21 protein-coding genes are annotated in these 13,912 nt (G+C 69.8%); 10 read left to right on the plus strand and 11 right to left on the minus strand.

All coding sequences use genetic code 11. From position 1 onward, the window contains the following. The 3 genes from J2X36_RS19895 to J2X36_RS19905 all read left to right on the plus strand — a co-directional run. The coding region (locus tag J2X36_RS19895) for a DUF1214 domain-containing protein (protein ID WP_310352981.1) at positions 1-395 on the plus strand (395 nt) is incomplete at its 5' end. A 113-nt stretch (positions 396-508) separates the two neighbouring features. After that, complete coding sequence (locus J2X36_RS19900; RefSeq protein WP_310352983.1) at positions 509-898, plus strand: hypothetical protein; 390 nt, start codon at positions 509-511, stop codon at positions 896-898. Between the two features lie 78 nt (positions 899-976). Next, a complete protein-coding gene (locus tag J2X36_RS19905; protein ID WP_310352986.1) occupies positions 977-1,630 on the plus strand; it encodes a hypothetical protein in 654 nt (217 codons plus the stop codon). A 154-nt stretch (positions 1,631-1,784) separates the two neighbouring features. On the opposite strand, the gene J2X36_RS19910 is transcribed toward J2X36_RS19905, so the two are convergent. Then, positions 1,785-2,012, minus strand: coding sequence for a hypothetical protein (locus tag J2X36_RS19910; protein WP_310352988.1), 228 nt, complete (start codon positions 2,010-2,012; stop codon positions 1,785-1,787). Continuing rightward, on the minus strand, positions 2,012-2,194 hold the full coding sequence (locus J2X36_RS19915; RefSeq protein ID WP_132256245.1) for a hypothetical protein: 183 nt from the start codon (positions 2,192-2,194) through the stop codon (positions 2,012-2,014). Before J2X36_RS19915 ends, J2X36_RS19910 begins: the two co-directional genes overlap by 1 nt. Before the next feature lie 360 nt (positions 2,195-2,554). On the opposite strand from J2X36_RS19915, the gene J2X36_RS19920 reads away from it, so the two are divergent. Beyond that, positions 2,555-2,854 (plus strand): hypothetical protein, encoded by a 300-nt coding sequence (locus tag J2X36_RS19920; protein WP_245516717.1) that lies wholly within the window; start codon positions 2,555-2,557, stop codon positions 2,852-2,854. Between the two features lie 149 nt (positions 2,855-3,003). Here the strand turns inward: J2X36_RS19920 and J2X36_RS19925 are convergent, their stop codons facing one another. Then, positions 3,004-3,183, minus strand: a complete 180-nt coding sequence (locus J2X36_RS19925; protein ID WP_132256242.1) for a hypothetical protein — start codon at positions 3,181-3,183, stop codon at positions 3,004-3,006. Positions 3,184-3,400: 217 nt separating this feature from the next. Here J2X36_RS19925 and J2X36_RS19930 point away from each other — a divergent pair, with 217 nt between their 5' ends. After that, on the plus strand, positions 3,401-3,721 hold the full coding sequence (locus tag J2X36_RS19930; RefSeq protein WP_310353152.1) for a hypothetical protein: 321 nt from the start codon (positions 3,401-3,403) through the stop codon (positions 3,719-3,721). 156 nt (positions 3,722-3,877) lie between these two features. Beyond that, positions 3,878-4,426 (plus strand): formaldehyde-activating enzyme, encoded by a 549-nt coding sequence (locus J2X36_RS19935; protein ID WP_132256240.1) that lies wholly within the window; start codon positions 3,878-3,880, stop codon positions 4,424-4,426. On the opposite strand, the gene J2X36_RS19940 is transcribed toward J2X36_RS19935, so the two are convergent. The 5 genes from J2X36_RS19940 to J2X36_RS19960 form a co-directional block, all read right to left on the minus strand. After that, positions 4,423-4,614: a hypothetical protein gene (locus J2X36_RS19940; RefSeq protein WP_310352994.1), complete on the minus strand. Its 192-nt coding sequence runs from the start codon at positions 4,612-4,614 to the stop codon at positions 4,423-4,425. The two genes, J2X36_RS19935 and J2X36_RS19940, sit on opposite strands and share 4 nt — an antisense overlap. A 114-nt stretch (positions 4,615-4,728) precedes the next feature. Then, complete coding sequence (locus J2X36_RS19945) at positions 4,729-5,661, minus strand: PhnA-like protein (RefSeq protein ID WP_310352997.1); 933 nt, start codon at positions 5,659-5,661, stop codon at positions 4,729-4,731. 463 nt (positions 5,662-6,124) lie between these two features. Next, positions 6,125-6,394 (minus strand): hypothetical protein, encoded by a 270-nt coding sequence (locus tag J2X36_RS19950; protein ID WP_132256233.1) that lies wholly within the window; start codon positions 6,392-6,394, stop codon positions 6,125-6,127. Between the two features lie 67 nt (positions 6,395-6,461). Further along, on the minus strand, positions 6,462-7,190 hold the full coding sequence (locus tag J2X36_RS19955; RefSeq protein ID WP_310352998.1) for a Crp/Fnr family transcriptional regulator: 729 nt from the start codon (positions 7,188-7,190) through the stop codon (positions 6,462-6,464). A gap of 429 nt (positions 7,191-7,619) precedes the next feature. Continuing rightward, entirely contained in the window at positions 7,620-8,363 is a 744-nt protein-coding gene (locus tag J2X36_RS19960; RefSeq protein WP_310353000.1) for a Crp/Fnr family transcriptional regulator, read from the minus strand. A 339-nt stretch (positions 8,364-8,702) separates the two neighbouring features. On the opposite strand from J2X36_RS19960, the gene J2X36_RS19965 reads away from it, so the two are divergent. Together J2X36_RS19965 and J2X36_RS19970 are read left to right on the plus strand one after the other, a co-directional pair. Further along, positions 8,703-9,188 carry a formate dehydrogenase subunit delta gene (locus J2X36_RS19965; RefSeq protein ID WP_245516718.1) on the plus strand — a complete coding sequence of 162 codons (486 nt, stop codon included), beginning with the start codon at positions 8,703-8,705 and terminating at the stop codon, positions 9,186-9,188. Between the two features lie 98 nt (positions 9,189-9,286). Beyond that, positions 9,287-10,195 carry a LysR family transcriptional regulator gene (locus J2X36_RS19970; protein WP_310353155.1) on the plus strand — a complete coding sequence of 303 codons (909 nt, stop codon included), beginning with the start codon at positions 9,287-9,289 and terminating at the stop codon, positions 10,193-10,195. Between the two features lie 36 nt (positions 10,196-10,231). On the opposite strand, the gene J2X36_RS19975 is transcribed toward J2X36_RS19970, so the two are convergent. The 3 genes from J2X36_RS19975 to J2X36_RS19985 form a co-directional block, all read right to left on the minus strand. Continuing rightward, positions 10,232-11,032: a hypothetical protein gene (locus J2X36_RS19975; RefSeq protein WP_310353006.1), complete on the minus strand. Its 801-nt coding sequence runs from the start codon at positions 11,030-11,032 to the stop codon at positions 10,232-10,234. Between the two features lie 411 nt (positions 11,033-11,443). Beyond that, entirely contained in the window at positions 11,444-11,905 is a 462-nt protein-coding gene (locus tag J2X36_RS19980) for a YeeE/YedE family protein (RefSeq protein ID WP_310353007.1), read from the minus strand. Further along, the gene (locus J2X36_RS19985) at positions 11,902-12,318 is read right to left on the minus strand and encodes a YeeE/YedE family protein (protein WP_310353010.1); all 417 of its coding nucleotides are present in this window, start codon (positions 12,316-12,318) and stop codon (positions 11,902-11,904) included. The genes J2X36_RS19980 and J2X36_RS19985 overlap by 4 nt, the downstream gene beginning before the upstream one ends. Before the next feature lie 283 nt (positions 12,319-12,601). On the opposite strand from J2X36_RS19985, the gene J2X36_RS19990 reads away from it, so the two are divergent. Next, positions 12,602-12,808: a hypothetical protein gene (locus J2X36_RS19990; protein ID WP_132256223.1), complete on the plus strand. Its 207-nt coding sequence runs from the start codon at positions 12,602-12,604 to the stop codon at positions 12,806-12,808. A gap of 72 nt (positions 12,809-12,880) precedes the next feature. After that, a complete protein-coding gene (gene cysE / locus J2X36_RS19995) occupies positions 12,881-13,726 on the plus strand; it encodes a serine O-acetyltransferase (RefSeq protein WP_132257136.1) in 846 nt (281 codons plus the stop codon). The last annotated feature ends 186 nt before the right edge of the window (positions 13,727-13,912 follow it).

The following is a 13,912-nucleotide window of genomic DNA, read 5'->3' on the forward strand; positions in this document are numbered from 1 at the left end:
CGCAGGATGCGGTCTACCCGCTCACCACGGTCGATGCGGCGGGGCGGCGGCTGACCGGCGCCTCGACCTACGTGATGCGCTTCCCGCCCGGCGAGCTGCCGCCGGTCAACGGCTTCTGGTCGCTGACGATGTACGACGCGGATTACTTCTTCGTCGCGAACCCGCTCAACCGCTACACGGTGAGCCCGCGCAACGACCTCAAGACCAACCCGGACGACTCGGTCGACCTCCTGATCCAGCACGAGAGCCCCGGCGCGCAGCGGGAATCGAACTGGCTGCCGGCGCCGGCCGGCCCCTTCGTGCTGATGCTGCGCACCTACTGGCCGAAGGACGCGCTGCTGAACGGGTCCTGGGCACCGCCGCCCGTCACCCGAAGCGCCGGCGCGGCGCTCTAGTGGCCTGCCGGCGCGCTCGGCACGCATCCGTCCCGGGCTTCGGCCGGCGCGGCGCCGGCCGCTCCGAACGGTCGGCCGTTCCAGACGGAACGAACCAGAGACGGGAGGCCTCCATGCGCGTCATCGCCATCCTTGCCCTTGGCGCCCTCCTCGTCGTTCCGGAGGCTGCAACCGCGGACATCAAGCGCCACAAGGCGGTGCCGGAGCAGTTCTGGGGCCAGTGGGTCCCGACCGACCAATCGTGCCCCACCGATGCTCGGCCGGCCCTCTCCGTGACCGCGTCGGCCTACACCCGCGCCGACGCGCGCTGCACGATCGACTGGGTCGACGAAACCGCGGGGCGGGCGGGCCCGATCTACTCCGCTCACATGCGATGCTCGACCGGGGAACAGCAGCCGCCGGCGCCGGCGAACCTGATCCTCGTCTCGCGGGAGAACAACGTGGTCTCGTTGGGTTCGGACTTCAGAAGCCTTCAGACCTATCAGCGTTGCCCGGCCGAGTGAGGGCCGAAGCCGCCCGCCCGCGGCCTCGGCAACGCTCGAGGCGGGCACCGGCCCCCTTCCCAACGCGCGAGGTCATCCATGAGCGCTTTGCCGGATCGAACCGGGTCCCCGGCCTTCCCGCCGGCCGGGACCGACGCTCCCGTCGCGGGGCACCCCGCGCCGTCCTGGACCCGGCGCGCCATCGACGAGGCCGAGCATTATCTCGGGTTCGCCCTGTATCTCATCGTGGTCCTGGGGACGCTGATCGTCTTCAGTCTCAACGTCTACGCGCGCATCGACCAGGATGTGCCGCGCTACCCGAGCCACCACTTCTACGCGCTCGGCCTGATCAACGCCCTGGTCTTTGCCAAGATCATGCTGATCGCCGAGGCGGCGCGCGTCGGCTCCCGGTCCATCGGGCGCCGCCTGGAATCGGGACGGCTCGTCACGGTGATCCTCTACCGCGCCCTCGCCTTCACCGCCGTCCTGATCGCGGCCTACGTGCTGGAGGCGGTGCTGGAGGGTGCGTGGCACGGGAGAGCGCCGGGACAGGTCCTGCCGGAGATCGCCGGCGGCCCGCTCGGCCTCGTCTCGCTCGCCTGGATCCTGCTGGTCGCCCTGCTTCCCTATTTCACGTACCGGGAACTCGGTCGCGTGCTCGGCCGGGCGAGGTTGCGGGCGATCCTGCTGAAGCCCGGCGGGACGTCCCCGGACGGCACCGATCCGCGGGCGGGGTCCCGGTCCGCCGCCTGACTCCGTTCCCGGAGAGCGTGCCGGCACGGCGCGGGCGTTCCATGACGGGTCGACACCGCGCCGACGACGGCAGGAGACCCGCCGCATCCTGTGCGGCGGGTGCTGGTCCGAATGAGAGCGGTCGCGGGCGGCTCGCTCGCGGCGAGGCCCGGCCTCAATGCGAGCGGTCGGTCCGGTCGGGCGCGTTGCCCAGGTTGCTGTGGGTGTGATGCGCGTCGCGCTCGCCGCCCCCGCCCGAGACGGCGGACTTGCTCAGGTTCGTCGGGCTGCCCGGCTCCGGGCCGTGCCGCTCCTCCACCGGGGGTTTGGAATTGTCCTGGTGGCTGCTTCCCGGCCCGCCCTGGTGGCGGTCGGTGTTGGGATGCTTCTTCGACGTGCTCATCAGCGGTCCTGCTGGTAGCCCTGGTGAACCGTATTCACCTTCGAATTCCCCGACTGACCGACCTTGTCCGGGTCCTTCGTCTGCGAGGAAGCCTGGCCCTGCGAGACCGGTGCTTCGGTGGCGCTGCCGGGACCCTTGTTGGAGCGGTTGGCAGGTGGCACGGGAGGTGGCTTCGCGGTCATCGTTCCTCCGATAGGGGTGATGATGAACCAACCGCCCGAAAAAGCCTCTGTTCCGCGAAATCTCCGACCGATCGGGGCCAGCACAGATCGGCCGCTCCGCGTGGAACAAGCCTCTCGCGGCGCAAGAACTAACTCAGGTTATTCGCTCGCATCACCCGAGCGGCGTCTTTCTGTCTGCGCGCCACCCGCTTCACCGGACAATGACTCGGGCGCGCCGCATTCCGCCTCGGGCGCACCAGCACAGCCATCGCCGAATTCGTCGTGCCGGGCCGGATACATCTCCTTGCCTCGAAGTTGCTCCCGGGCGCGCTCCTCCGGGACGACGCGAGACTGGACCAATTCCTCATGATGGGCAGGGCGATGACGATCAAGGCCATGAAGATCCACGCGATGCTGGCCGGCCTCGCTCTCCTCGGGGCGGCGCCGGCCGTCGCGCAGACCGCGCCGGGCCTTTCCGCCCCGGAGGCGACCGGGACCGTGATCCAGCAGCAGCCCTACACGACCGGCAATCGACGCGACGTGATCATCGCTCCGGGCGCGACGGGAGCCGAGACCATCACGACCAACTCCGCGGCCGGCGGGAACGCCAACCTTCCGGAGCGCGCCGTGCCGAACGGCAGCGCCGGAGGCGGCAGCGGCTCGAGCAACGGCGGCCAGTAGGCCGCATCGCGAGCCCCGCGGTCCCGGGGCTCGCGGGGCCTCCCCGACGTAAGGATGGCCGCGGCGGCCACCCCCCGGGTCGCCTCCGCCCCCTCGGCCTCATCGGCTCGGAAGGGGCGGGGACACCCTGTCCGTCGCGGCGCCCGCTGCTAGGGCCCGCCGGCCAGCGATCCCTCGATCACCATGATCAGCGCGTCGAGGTCGATACGCCCGTCGATCACGGCGTAGCCGCGCTCCGTCGTATCGACCGTCGGGGCCGGCTCGCCGGCTTCCGCCTGACGCTGCAGCTCGGCGACGATGGCATCCCGGATTCGATCTTGCAGATCCATCTGCTTCACTCGTGGGCTTCCGGCAACGTATTCCCGAGCGCGAAGAGCCGTGTTCCAAGACAGATCTCGCCTCAGCACCGCAGAACCACACCCAACCCCGAAAGTTCCCCTCGCGAGAAGGCCAAATTTTGCATCTGCTCAGCTTGCCTTCGTCGAGACTCACACCATCCTGATCTGTCACGCGATCTTCGACAGGCACGAGCAAGGGCAGCAAGACATGGCGAATGCTAGCAAGCGGAACATGGGTGCCGGCGCACAGGGCAAGGGATCGGGCAGCGGCGCGATGACCGAACTGCCGGAGGGCATCCTCCCGGAGAACATGGTCCTGAGCAATCGCGACAAGGCGCAGCACAGCGACGAGCGCGGCCTCGACAGCAAGAACGTTCAGACCGAGCAGTATCAGGATCACGCAGGCAATCGCCGCACCTTCGATGATCAGGCGCCCGGCCAGGGGGACGGCAACACGAGCGGGGTCTCGAACCCGATGACGGACACCTCGGGCGCCGGGAGCAGCCTGAAGACGCAGCAGAACGGCTGAACCGATCGCCCCGGCCGGCGCGTCGCGCTCGCCGGGACGGTCCGGCCTTCAGCGGCGCTCCGCCCGAGGATGGGGTGGACCCGGCTCCCGAACCTGTGAGACACCCCGGCCGGACGGATCGCCCCTCGATCCGGATTGTCAGGAAGGTCACCCCGCATGAGCGAGCGCATCATCCTTCGTGCCGGCGAGGCCCTCGTCGCGGGCGGCCCGCCCAATACCGCCTCCGAGCCCGAAGTGATCATCGGCGAGCTCGACGGCCCGGTCGGCACGGCCATCGCGACGTTGACGGGCGATCAGGTCGTCGGCCACAGCCGCGTCTTCGCGCTCCTGAACACCGACATCATGGTGCGCCCGGTGACGCTGTGCGTGTCGAAGGTCAGCGTCACGGAATCGAAGTACACGTCGATCCTGATGGGCACGGTGCAGTTCGCCATCGCCAACGGCGTGCTGGACGCGGTCCGGGCCGGGTACCTGCCGAAGGACCGGGTCAACGATCTCGGCATCATCTGCTCGGTCTGGCTGAGCCCGGGCGTGATCCAGGCCGAGACGGTCGATCACAAGGCGCTCTTCGAGATCCAGCGCAAGGGCATGACCGAGGCGATCCGCAAGGCCATGACCCACGAGCCCTCGATCGACTGGCTCTTGGAGAACCAGGACACGATCGTTCACAAGTATTATCAGATGGGTCTCGAGGGGAAGATCTAGCTGCGTCGGCGCATGCCTCGGGGCTTCAGCCAGCGCAACCGGGCGAACCCGCTCGCGGCCTGCGTGAGGTCGGGATCGGCCGCCCGCCCGCGATGCCGGTGCCGGCGCATCCCGACCGTCGCCACGGCCAGCAGCGAGAGTCCCAGGATGGCTCCGATGATGCCGAGCCAGATGATGCCGCCTTCCATGCTGCTGAACCCGCTCCCGTCGGCCGTCGTTTCGCCACCCGGCCGCGTCGCCGCACGCGGAGCCCGGAATCTCGCCCGCGACGGCCGCGCCCGTGCGCGCCGTCGCCCGTGTTCTCAGACGCGGCGCGCCGGCGCGCCCGTCCCCATGCCCGGCGCCGTGAGCGTCGGGTTCACCGCGCCCGCGCGGCCGGCGAAGAACGCCGCCGCCCCGCCGATCAGCAGAGCCAGCGCCGCGTAGAGGGCACCCTGAGCCGCCGCCTTGCGGGTCATCTCCGCCGTCTGCTTGGCCTTCTCCTTCGCGTCGGCGACGGTCTTGTCGTACTGGTCCTGGTATTGCTGAACCTGCTGCTTGGCCTGGTCGGGCGGGATGCCCTGCGCCTTCGCGACGGCGTCGGCGGCCTTGTCCTTGGCGGCCTGCTGCCTGGCGGGATCACCGGTGAGGAGGTCGCGCAGGGCCGACACGGCTTGGTCCCGGAGGGCGGCGGGGTCCTGCCCGCCGGACGCGCCGCGCAGCTTGCCCTCGATGTCCGAGAAGGGGTTGGACAGGTTCGGCAAGGCGGGACCGGCCGCCTGCGCCGCCGTCTGGACGGCCCCGCCGGCGGCCTGACCCACGCCGCCCAGTGCCGAGGTGACCGTGCTGAAGGCGCCGCCGACGAGGCCGCCGAGCGCCGAGGTCAGCAGGTAGATCACCACGAAGGTCGTCACCGCCCAGGAGATCAGGCCGTGGTAGCCGGCGGTGGACTCGACCGGCTTGCCCGAGAGGCGTCCCGCCGTGTAGCCGCCGGCCGCCGCCGCGACGATGCCGGAGACCACCCACCACAGGCCCGCGCCCACGGAGATCGTGCCGGCATCCGGGTTGTTGCCCTCCGTCGCGCTGACGCTGGTCAGGCCGAGCCCGAGGCCGAGCAGGTTGAGGATCAATTGCAGGATGAGGGCGATGAACACGCCCCCGAGGATGGCGCCCCACGAGATGTGATGCAGGGCGATCGTGCGCAGGTCCTCGCCGGGCGTCACGGGGCTGCGATGGACGTCTGAGAGGTCGGCCATGAGGAACTCCTGACCCAACGGGGATCCTTGGGTCGAACGTTCCGCCGTGGCGATGTTTCCTCGGCCCACGTCAGGAAGCGCGGCGTCGGCCTTCGGGGAGACCACGCCTCCGGGGCGAGATCACCGGGTCGGGACGGCGAACCCTGCGCGCCGGTCAGGCATTAAAGCTCGCAGGTCGGGCGGATCCCGCAAGGCCGGAGGATCCGCTTCCCCCGAACTTACTGAGAAGGTGACGCATGGCTCTCGTCTTCGCTCTGTTCCTCATCGGAACGCCGCTGGTCCTCGCGGTGCTGGACCTCCTCCGGATGCGCGCATCGCGCCCCCTCTGAGGTCGCCCCTGTCCGGCCCGGAGTGGTTGGAGGGGGATCCGATGCGCGGGGGCCCGCCGCGCCGCATCGGAACGCCCGGCGCACCCCGCCCCGTTGCCGGGCGCAGCAGCCCTGCGCGGCGGGGCGCGACGCGCTCACATGGCCGGGGCCTTCGTCGAGATCTGGTCCGCGACCCAGCTCCGCGCAGCCTCGAGGCTGTCGAAGCGGACGGCCAGCATCCCGACCTCGCAGGCGCCGAAGCCGGCCTCGACACACCACTGACCCGCATTGCCGTCCGCGCTGTGCAGCTCCTCGCTCAGGCGCACCAGCACGGCCACCAGTTTCCCGTCCGCGAAGACGAGGCGCCCGTCGGTATCCGCGGTCAGCGTCCCGATCTGCACCGGCTGCAACGTGATCTCGACCATTCCATTCCTCGGAGGGGCGGCCGACCGCCAAGCTCGAGGCTACTAACTCAGGAGCCCGCAGCGGGTTTCATGGCCCGGCGCGGACCGCGACCGGTGCGGCGATCGCTCCGAGCGGCTCGAACCCGTCGAAGCACAGGTAGGCGGGATCGAATTCGGCGAAGGCCTTCAGCTCCTCCACGTCCGGAATCGTCACCTGATGATGGCTCCAGGTGATCAGGCCGCCCGTGCGCAGGCTCTGCAGCACCCGGTTGATGTGGACATGCGAGATGCCGAGCGTGTCCGCGACGTCCGCCTGCGTCACGGGGAACTCGAAACCGTCATCGTCGGCCTGACCGGTCACCTGCAGGCAGATCAGCAACTCGCACAGGAGGTGCGCGAGGCGCCGATCGGCCGGGCGCGTGTCGTTGACGATCCACTCGCGGGCCCGGCTCAGCTCGCGCAGGGTGACCCACCAGATCGCGCGGCTGATGCCTGGGTGGAGGCCGATCAGTTCCGTCAGCCGGGAGCGCGAGAGGTCGGCCACGGAGCAGGCCGCGAGGGCGCCGACGCGCAGATCGCGCCCGAAGGGCCCGGCATCGTGCATATAGCAGAGGTCCCCCGGCAGGGCGAAGGAGACGATCCGGCGGTTGCCGTTCGGGAGCGTCTTGTAGCGGCAGGCGAAGCCGCTCATGACGAGGTAGACGCGGTCCGTGACGCCACCGTTGATGAGGGCGCCGTTGGTGATGTCGCACCGGGCCGACACGGGACGGCGATTGAAGGTCAGGCTCTGCAGAGCGGCCTGCTCTTCGTCGGACAACGGCCCGGCTCGCAGGAGCTTCTGCAGGAAAGGATCCTCGACCACTAAATTGTACCCCAAGTAATTTTACGCATCACAATTTTTGTTGTTATCTCCGGTTAGCCTAAATCAGGCCGAAGCCTCTCGCAACTCTGCCCTATGAAAAGATATAGGCACGCTATCCTAGACCCTGCGTATGAACGACTACGCCGGATCTGACGCGGCATCGCGCGGAATGCGGGGGCGGAGCCCCTGTCGAAGGACCTGCCCGGCCGCGGCGAGGAGGGGGCGCGCGATGCGGGGAGGGGGCCTTGGGCGATGGGTGCGTGCGCCGAGAAGCGTCCAGGCCGGGGGGCGACCGCATGGGGACCGGCTCCCCGCGGCGGGGAAGGCCCGCGTCCAGGGAGGTCCGGTCGCGAGGACGAACCGCGCGCGGCAAGGGAAGGTCTGTCAAGCCGCCTGCTTCTCGAGACGCAGGTAGGTGGGATCGAATTCCGAGATCCGGCTCAGCTCATCCCAGGACTCGATCGCGAGCGTGTGGTCGCGCAGGGTGATCAGGCCCTGCCTGCGCATCTCCTGCAGCACGCGGTTGACGTGCACGTTCGTCAGGCCCAGCGCGTCGCCGAGGTCGATCTGCGTGATGGGGAGGGGGCAGCGGTAGCCGTCGGCCAGCCCCACCGCCCGCAGCTTCAGATACAATTCGCAGAAGAGATGGGCGATGTGCTCGTAGGCCGAGCGCCGGCCCATGCAGACGATCCACGCGCGGAAGATCGCGGCATCGACCAGCGTGTCGCGCCAGAAGATCTCCGCAAGGCCGGGAAAGCGGGTGATGAGGTCCCGCAGGCTGTCGTGCGGGATGAAGGCCACCGTCGCCTCGGTGAGCGTGCAGATGCTGTGGTCCATGACGTGCAGGTGCAGGGTCTGCAGGTCGGGGACGTCGCCCGCGATGTGAAACGAGAAGATCTGGCGCTTGCCCGCACCGAGCAGCTTGTAGCGGCAGGCCCAGCCGTCGAGGATGAGGCAGCATTGCGAGGGCCTGTCGCCGTCGCGCACGATGTCCTGGCCGGGCTGGAGAAGGCGGGGCTTGGCCGGCAGGCTCTCGATGGCCCTCCGCTCCGCGTCCGAGAGACGGGCGATGCTCTCCAGCTTGCGGACGAGCGCGGACAGGACGTGGATGTCGGAAGCCGGGGACATGGCGGCGTCGCCTTACCTTGCAGGCGGAAGCGCATGCCTCTCCCAGCCATCAGCACCTGTTCCAGAAAAGCTGATGATGAATCTGTTCTAAACCGATGTCGTTCCGGCGCCATAACCTGCATCAACATCTGAAATTTCTTGTTCGCAGGAGATCATCGCGAAAGAACTTGAATTTTTCTCCGCGCGGAGACGCTTCGATGTTTTGATGCGCACCCGCACATCGGCGCCGCCCCCGTCGACAGGGATCCTCTGTCGGCCGACCCGACAGCTTGATTGAAGGGACCCGGCACTCCTGTTCCGATCGGTCTTAGAACAAGACCAAACTGGGCAGGAAAACTCATGCCGCACCACGAACCTTGGAGCGCCGCCCGCGCCGCCGGGATCGTCTCGGACCACGCGCATCTCGAGGGTGCGACGCTGCCGATCCTGCACGCGCTGCAGGAGACCTTCGGCTACGTCGACGCCGAGGCCGTGCCGCTCATCGCCGACGCGCTCAACCTGTCGCGCGCCGAGGTGCATGGCTGCATGAGGAGGATGGGCGCGACCTCGCAGACCGACAAACTGGTGCGGATGGCCAACCAAATCGCCACCTTCTTCCGCTCCTACCCGGACGACGAGGCGGTGGCCGGCATCCACAGGCACCTCGTGGCCTTCTGGACGCCGCGCATGCGGGAGAGGCTCGCGGCGCACGCAGCGGAAAGGGGCGCAAGCCTCGACCCGCTCGTCGTCGCGGCCATCGGCAGCCCGACCGACGATCCGGGGCCGATCCAGCCCGCCACCTACGATCCGCATCGCCTCGGAGCCGGTGCCAGCGATGCCGGATAAGCCTCTCCGGCATCGCACTTCATATCGAAGGGCAGGCAGCGGCAGAATACGACCGAATGGCCGCGGGTTCGGCGGCCGTGCGGGCTCGGTTCTGGGTCGTGATCGACAAGCTGGACTATCTGCTGGCTCTCTCGCGGGAAGAGCATTTCGGCCGTGCGGCCGAAGCCTGCAGCGTCACTCAACAGACGCTCTCGGCGGATGTGAAGCATCTGGAGAACCGGCTCGGCGTGCAACTGGTGCAGCGCGGCTCGCGCTTCCAGGGCTTCACGCCGGAAGGGCAGCGCGTCCTCGCCTGGGCACGCCGCATCGTTGCCGACAGCCGCGCCAAGCAGCAGGACGTGGCCACGCTCCGCCGCGGCCTGACCGGCCATCTGCGGATCGCCGTGATCCCGACCGCCCTCCCCATGGTGGCCGCCCTCACCACGCCCTACCGGGCGCGCCACCCGGACGTGCGCCTGACCGTCGCGTCGAGTACCTCGACGGACATCGTCTCGCTCCTCGTGAATCTCGAGGCCGATGCCGGGATCACCTATCTCGACAACGAGCCCCTCGGCCGTGTCATGACGGTTCCGCTTTACCAGGAGGCCTATCGCCTGATCACCGCGGCCGACGGCCCCTGCGGGGACCGCGCCCGCGTCACCTGGGCGGAGGCGGCCCGGCTGCCGCTGTGCCTGCTGACGCCCAACATGCAGAACCGGCGCATCATCGACGGGCAGATCCGCGCGGCCGGCGGCGAGCCGACGCCGGCGCTGGAATCGACTTCCATGATCGTCCTGATGACGCATGTGCGGACGCTGCGCTGGGCGAGCATCATGCCGGCCGCCCTGGCCGACGTCCTGCCGCCGACCGAGGGGCTGCGCGCCATCCCCGTCGTCGAGCCGGACCTGACCCACGCAATCGGCCTCGTCGCGCTGCATCGGGAGCCCGCGACGCCCCTCGTGACCTCGCTGATGGCCGTTGCCCGGCAGATCGGGCGCCAGGACAGGCGCCAGGACGGGCCGGGATAGGCGCGGGCCCCTCATGAACGCCGCTGCGGCGCGACCTCAGGGGCCGCCCCGCTGCGCGACCCGGTCGGGGGCAGCGGCCGGCCCCTCGCGGAAGGAACCGGGCCCGACCATCTCCGTGACGACACCGGCCGCGCGCAGCAGCGCCGCCTCCGGAACCCAGATGTCCTCGGACCGCACGGCGAGCGCCCGCGCGACGAATTCCGGCGTGAGGCCCGCATTCAGGTAGGCCGTCCGCTCCGGACCCGCGTCGACGGGATGGGCCGAATCGAAGAAGCCGACCTCGTAGGGGCCGTGAAAGCCGAGGCGGCCGCCGGCCGCGAGATAGCGCCCGCGGCCGCGCACGTAGACGAGGGTGCAGGCCGAGGCGCAGACATCCGGCACGTAGGTGGCGAGGCCGTAGACGGCGACGATGGCGCCGAGGGCCAGCCCCTCCTCGACCAAGCCGCCGTCGCTGGTGAGGTGGATCCGCACCACCTCGGGATGCGCCGCGAGCAGGGCCGCCACGCGGTTCGCGACGCCCTCGGTCAGATCGCCCGTCAGGCGAAGGTCGCGCCCGTCCGGCCCGAGTTCCAAGCGCGCCTGCGGTCCGGCATCGTCGCCGTCGAGGGCCTGCCGGGGCACGGACAGGGCCCGGATCCGTGGCGACACATCCTCGGGCAAGTCCGGCGGCGCCGCGGCCGGGCACGCCGTGCCGCCGCCGAACACGGTGAGGACGCCGAGGATCGGCACGCTGAGCCGACGCTGCCCAAAGACTCTGCCAAAGATCTTGCCGAAGACTCGGCCAAAGCCCTGGCCAAAGATCTGGCCGAACACCCCGCCAACGAGCCCGAGCCGCATGGCCGATCCCTCCGCCCGATCTGCCCCGACAGGATGGCGGCCGGCGGATGCGCGAGGCGCACCGGCCGGAATCCGTCCCGTCCCATTCGCAGCCTCACCGGACGCGGACAGCGTTCGGCAGCGGAGACAGGACGAAACCGGAGGTCCCGCACAATCGAACGTGCCGGACCGCGCCATCACATCGTCATTCCGCACGGCAGCCCGGCCGCAGGACAGTCTTCACAGGGACAGACTAGGCGGATCGCCGCGAAATGTGCTCCCAAAGACTTCGGGATCGGCGGATCGCCCTTGCCGTGACAGGCGGCTTGCGTGGAACATCACGGCTGCGCCCCCCTTTTTCTCGCGGGCCGGCGCAATCCTCATCGCCCGTCCCGGCCGGCGGTCTCGCCAGTTCCCGGGGCGGGCCGGGGATCATCGCGCGGGCGCGCTCGTGGGCGCGGAGCCCAGTCCGGAGGGCCGCGTCGCGAGCCGATGCAGGGCCATGCCGGCCAGCATGGCGGCGACGAAGAGCGCCACCGGGACCAGACCCGTGGAGAGTGCGGCGACGGCGGGCCCCGGGCAGAAGCCGGAGAGACCCCAGCCCGCCCCGAACAGCACGGCGCCGAGGACGAGCGGCCGGTCGATCCGCCGCCCGGACGGGATCGCGAAGCGGCTCTCGAAGGCCGGCGCCCGGAGCCGGCGCGACACCGCATAGCCGAGGGCGGAGACGCTCACCGCGCCGGCGAGCACGAAGGCGAGGCTGGGGTCCCAGGCGCCCGTCACGTCGAGGAAGCCGCGCACGCGCGCGGGATCGAGCATGCCGGACAGGGCGAGGCCGAGCCCGAAGGTGAGGCCGGCGGCGAGCGCCGTCAGGATCTGGGCGGCCGGCCTCATCCGAGGAGCCCCCGCGCGAGGAAGACCGTGACCACGCCGCTCGCCAGGAAGGTGAGCACCGCCACGATCGAGCGCGGCGACAGCCGGGCGAGCCCGCAGACCCCGTGGCCGCTGGTGCAGCCGGAGCCGAGGCGGGTGCCGAAGCCGACGAGCAATCCGGCGAGCGCCAGGACCGGCAGGGAGGCGACGATCCGCATCTCGGGCCAGTGCCCGCTCAGCGCCGCGAAGGCGGGCGGGCCGAGGATCAGCCCGGCGACGAAGGCGAGGTCGGCGAGCCAGCGCCGGTCGGGTCGGCGCCCGAGGCCGGCGACGAGGCCGCTGACCCCGGCGATGCGGCCATTGAGGAGAAGCAGCATCACGGCCGACAGGCCGATCAGCACGCCGCCCGCGAGCGAGTGGAGATAGGGGCCCATCGAAGGTCCTGCACAAGCCGCCGCGCCCTGCGCGGCCCGATCCGGCGTAGCGCGGACGGACCCTAGGAACAAGGCTTGCCAGCCCGCGTTCCGTCTGTAATTATCGAGCAATCACAAAGACTTAGTGAAAGATTTGCTCTCTACCGTGCCAACCGCGACCGAAATCTTCTCCCCCGGCGCGGACATCCGGAAAGCTCTTCCTCCCGGCCCGGATCCGGTTCTCACGCAGCCTCACGCACACGGTACGACCGGCCCGGTCGGCCCGTTTCCGAAGGATGATGCCATGGCCTCAGCGACGATGACGCGCGGCGATCAGGTGGTGTTCGAGCGGCTCGACGTCGCCGAAGTCTTGGGGATCTGGCGCCATGCCAGGGGCCGCGTCGTCAGCATCCACGGCCAGGGCGGCCGCCCGCAGACCGTCGACGTGAAATTCGAGGGCCACGAGACCCTGCGGCGCTACCTGCCGGACCTGTTCCGGCGTGTGCAGTAATCCCATGCCGCGCACGATCGGCCGGACCGCCCTCGGGGCGAGGCGCGCCCGCGGGTTGCAGGAGTCGCGGCCGTGACCGCGGCGATCACGACCCAGCCGCCGCTGCGGGCCACGAGCCGCAGCACCCACGAGCGCGACGTCTGGGCCGACCTGCGCGCCGAGGCGGAGGCCGCGCTCATCGAGGAGCCGCTCTACGCGGGCATCATCCAGGCGACGGTGCTCGACCAGCGCAGCCTCGCCCAGGCTCTCGCCTATCGCCTCGCGCACCGGCTCGGCGACGGCGACCTCGCGCGCCTGTCCATGCGCGACCTCTGCCTCTCCGCCTTCGAAGCCGACCCGCATGCCGAAGCGCACGCGGTGCGCGACCTCGTCGCGATCCGGGAGCGCGACCCGACCTGCCGCCGGTATCTCGACCCGTTCCTGTTCTACAAGGGATTCGCCGCCCTGGAGGGCTACCGCGTGGCCCACTGGCTCTGGCACCAGGGGCGGGCGACGCTCAGCCTGCACGTGCAGAGCCGGATCTCCGAAGTGTTCGGCTGCGACATCCACCCCGCCGCCCGGATCGGCTCGGGCGTGTTCATCGACCACGCCACCGGCGTCGTCATCGGCGAGACGACGGTGATCGCCGACGACGTCTCGATCCTGCAATCGGTCACGCTCGGCGGCAACGGCAAGGAGAGCGGCGACCGTCACCCCAAGATCGAGCGCGGCGTGCTGCTCAGCGTCGGCGCGAAGGTGCTCGGCAACATCCGGGTCGGCGAGGGGGCCAAGGTCGCAGCGGCCGCCGTGGTGCTGCACGAGGTGCCACCCCACACGACCGTGGCGGGCGTCCCGGCGCGCGTCGTCTCGCGCCTGCCGCTCGACGAGCAGCCGGCCCTCACGATGGACCAGTTCTTCGGCTTCGGCGACGGAATCTGACCCGGCGCGAAGCGGGGGAAAAATGTCCTCCGCACGATCGTTCGCGAGGGGTCGCTTGCTGCGGCAACGGATAGATGAATGTTCTTCTGAGATTGCCTTTCAGAGGATGCCTTTCCATGCATCTGTTATTCAAGGCAAGGTTGTTCCATGGAAGCCCTAAATTTTAGAAGGTGCTTCCATTGACCC

Origin of the sequence: Methylobacterium sp. BE186 (genome assembly GCF_031457035.1) — a bacterium.
GTDB classification, from domain to species: domain Bacteria; phylum Pseudomonadota; class Alphaproteobacteria; order Rhizobiales; family Beijerinckiaceae; genus Methylobacterium; species Methylobacterium segetis.

Excerpts from the sequence above, each read along its gene's own strand:
- J2X36_RS19900 (WP_310352983.1), top strand. The coding sequence starts at position 509 with ATGCGCGTCATCGCCATCCTTGCCCTTGGCGCCCTCCTCGTCGTTCCG.
- J2X36_RS19905 (WP_310352986.1), top strand. The coding sequence starts at position 977 with ATGAGCGCTTTGCCGGATCGAACCGGGTCCCCGGCCTTCCCGCCGGCC.
- J2X36_RS19910 (WP_310352988.1), bottom strand. The coding sequence starts at position 2,012 with ATGAGCACGTCGAAGAAGCATCCCAACACCGACCGCCACCAGGGCGGG.
- J2X36_RS19915 (WP_132256245.1), bottom strand. The coding sequence starts at position 2,194 with ATGACCGCGAAGCCACCTCCCGTGCCACCTGCCAACCGCTCCAACAAG.
- J2X36_RS19920 (WP_245516717.1), top strand. The coding sequence starts at position 2,555 with ATGACGATCAAGGCCATGAAGATCCACGCGATGCTGGCCGGCCTCGCT.
- J2X36_RS19925 (WP_132256242.1), bottom strand. The coding sequence starts at position 3,183 with ATGGATCTGCAAGATCGAATCCGGGATGCCATCGTCGCCGAGCTGCAG.
- J2X36_RS19930 (WP_310353152.1), top strand. The coding sequence starts at position 3,401 with ATGGCGAATGCTAGCAAGCGGAACATGGGTGCCGGCGCACAGGGCAAG.
- J2X36_RS19935 (WP_132256240.1), top strand. The coding sequence starts at position 3,878 with ATGAGCGAGCGCATCATCCTTCGTGCCGGCGAGGCCCTCGTCGCGGGC.
- J2X36_RS19940 (WP_310352994.1), bottom strand. The coding sequence starts at position 4,614 with ATGGAAGGCGGCATCATCTGGCTCGGCATCATCGGAGCCATCCTGGGA.
- J2X36_RS19945 (WP_310352997.1), bottom strand. The coding sequence starts at position 5,661 with ATGGCCGACCTCTCAGACGTCCATCGCAGCCCCGTGACGCCCGGCGAG.
- J2X36_RS19950 (WP_132256233.1), bottom strand. The coding sequence starts at position 6,394 with ATGGTCGAGATCACGTTGCAGCCGGTGCAGATCGGGACGCTGACCGCG.
- J2X36_RS19960 (WP_310353000.1), bottom strand. The coding sequence starts at position 8,363 with ATGTCCCCGGCTTCCGACATCCACGTCCTGTCCGCGCTCGTCCGCAAG.
- J2X36_RS19965 (WP_245516718.1), top strand. The coding sequence starts at position 8,703 with ATGCCGCACCACGAACCTTGGAGCGCCGCCCGCGCCGCCGGGATCGTC.
- J2X36_RS19975 (WP_310353006.1), bottom strand. The coding sequence starts at position 11,032 with ATGCGGCTCGGGCTCGTTGGCGGGGTGTTCGGCCAGATCTTTGGCCAG.
- J2X36_RS19980 (WP_310353007.1), bottom strand. The coding sequence starts at position 11,905 with ATGAGGCCGGCCGCCCAGATCCTGACGGCGCTCGCCGCCGGCCTCACC.
- J2X36_RS19985 (WP_310353010.1), bottom strand. The coding sequence starts at position 12,318 with ATGGGCCCCTATCTCCACTCGCTCGCGGGCGGCGTGCTGATCGGCCTG.
- J2X36_RS19990 (WP_132256223.1), top strand. The coding sequence starts at position 12,602 with ATGGCCTCAGCGACGATGACGCGCGGCGATCAGGTGGTGTTCGAGCGG.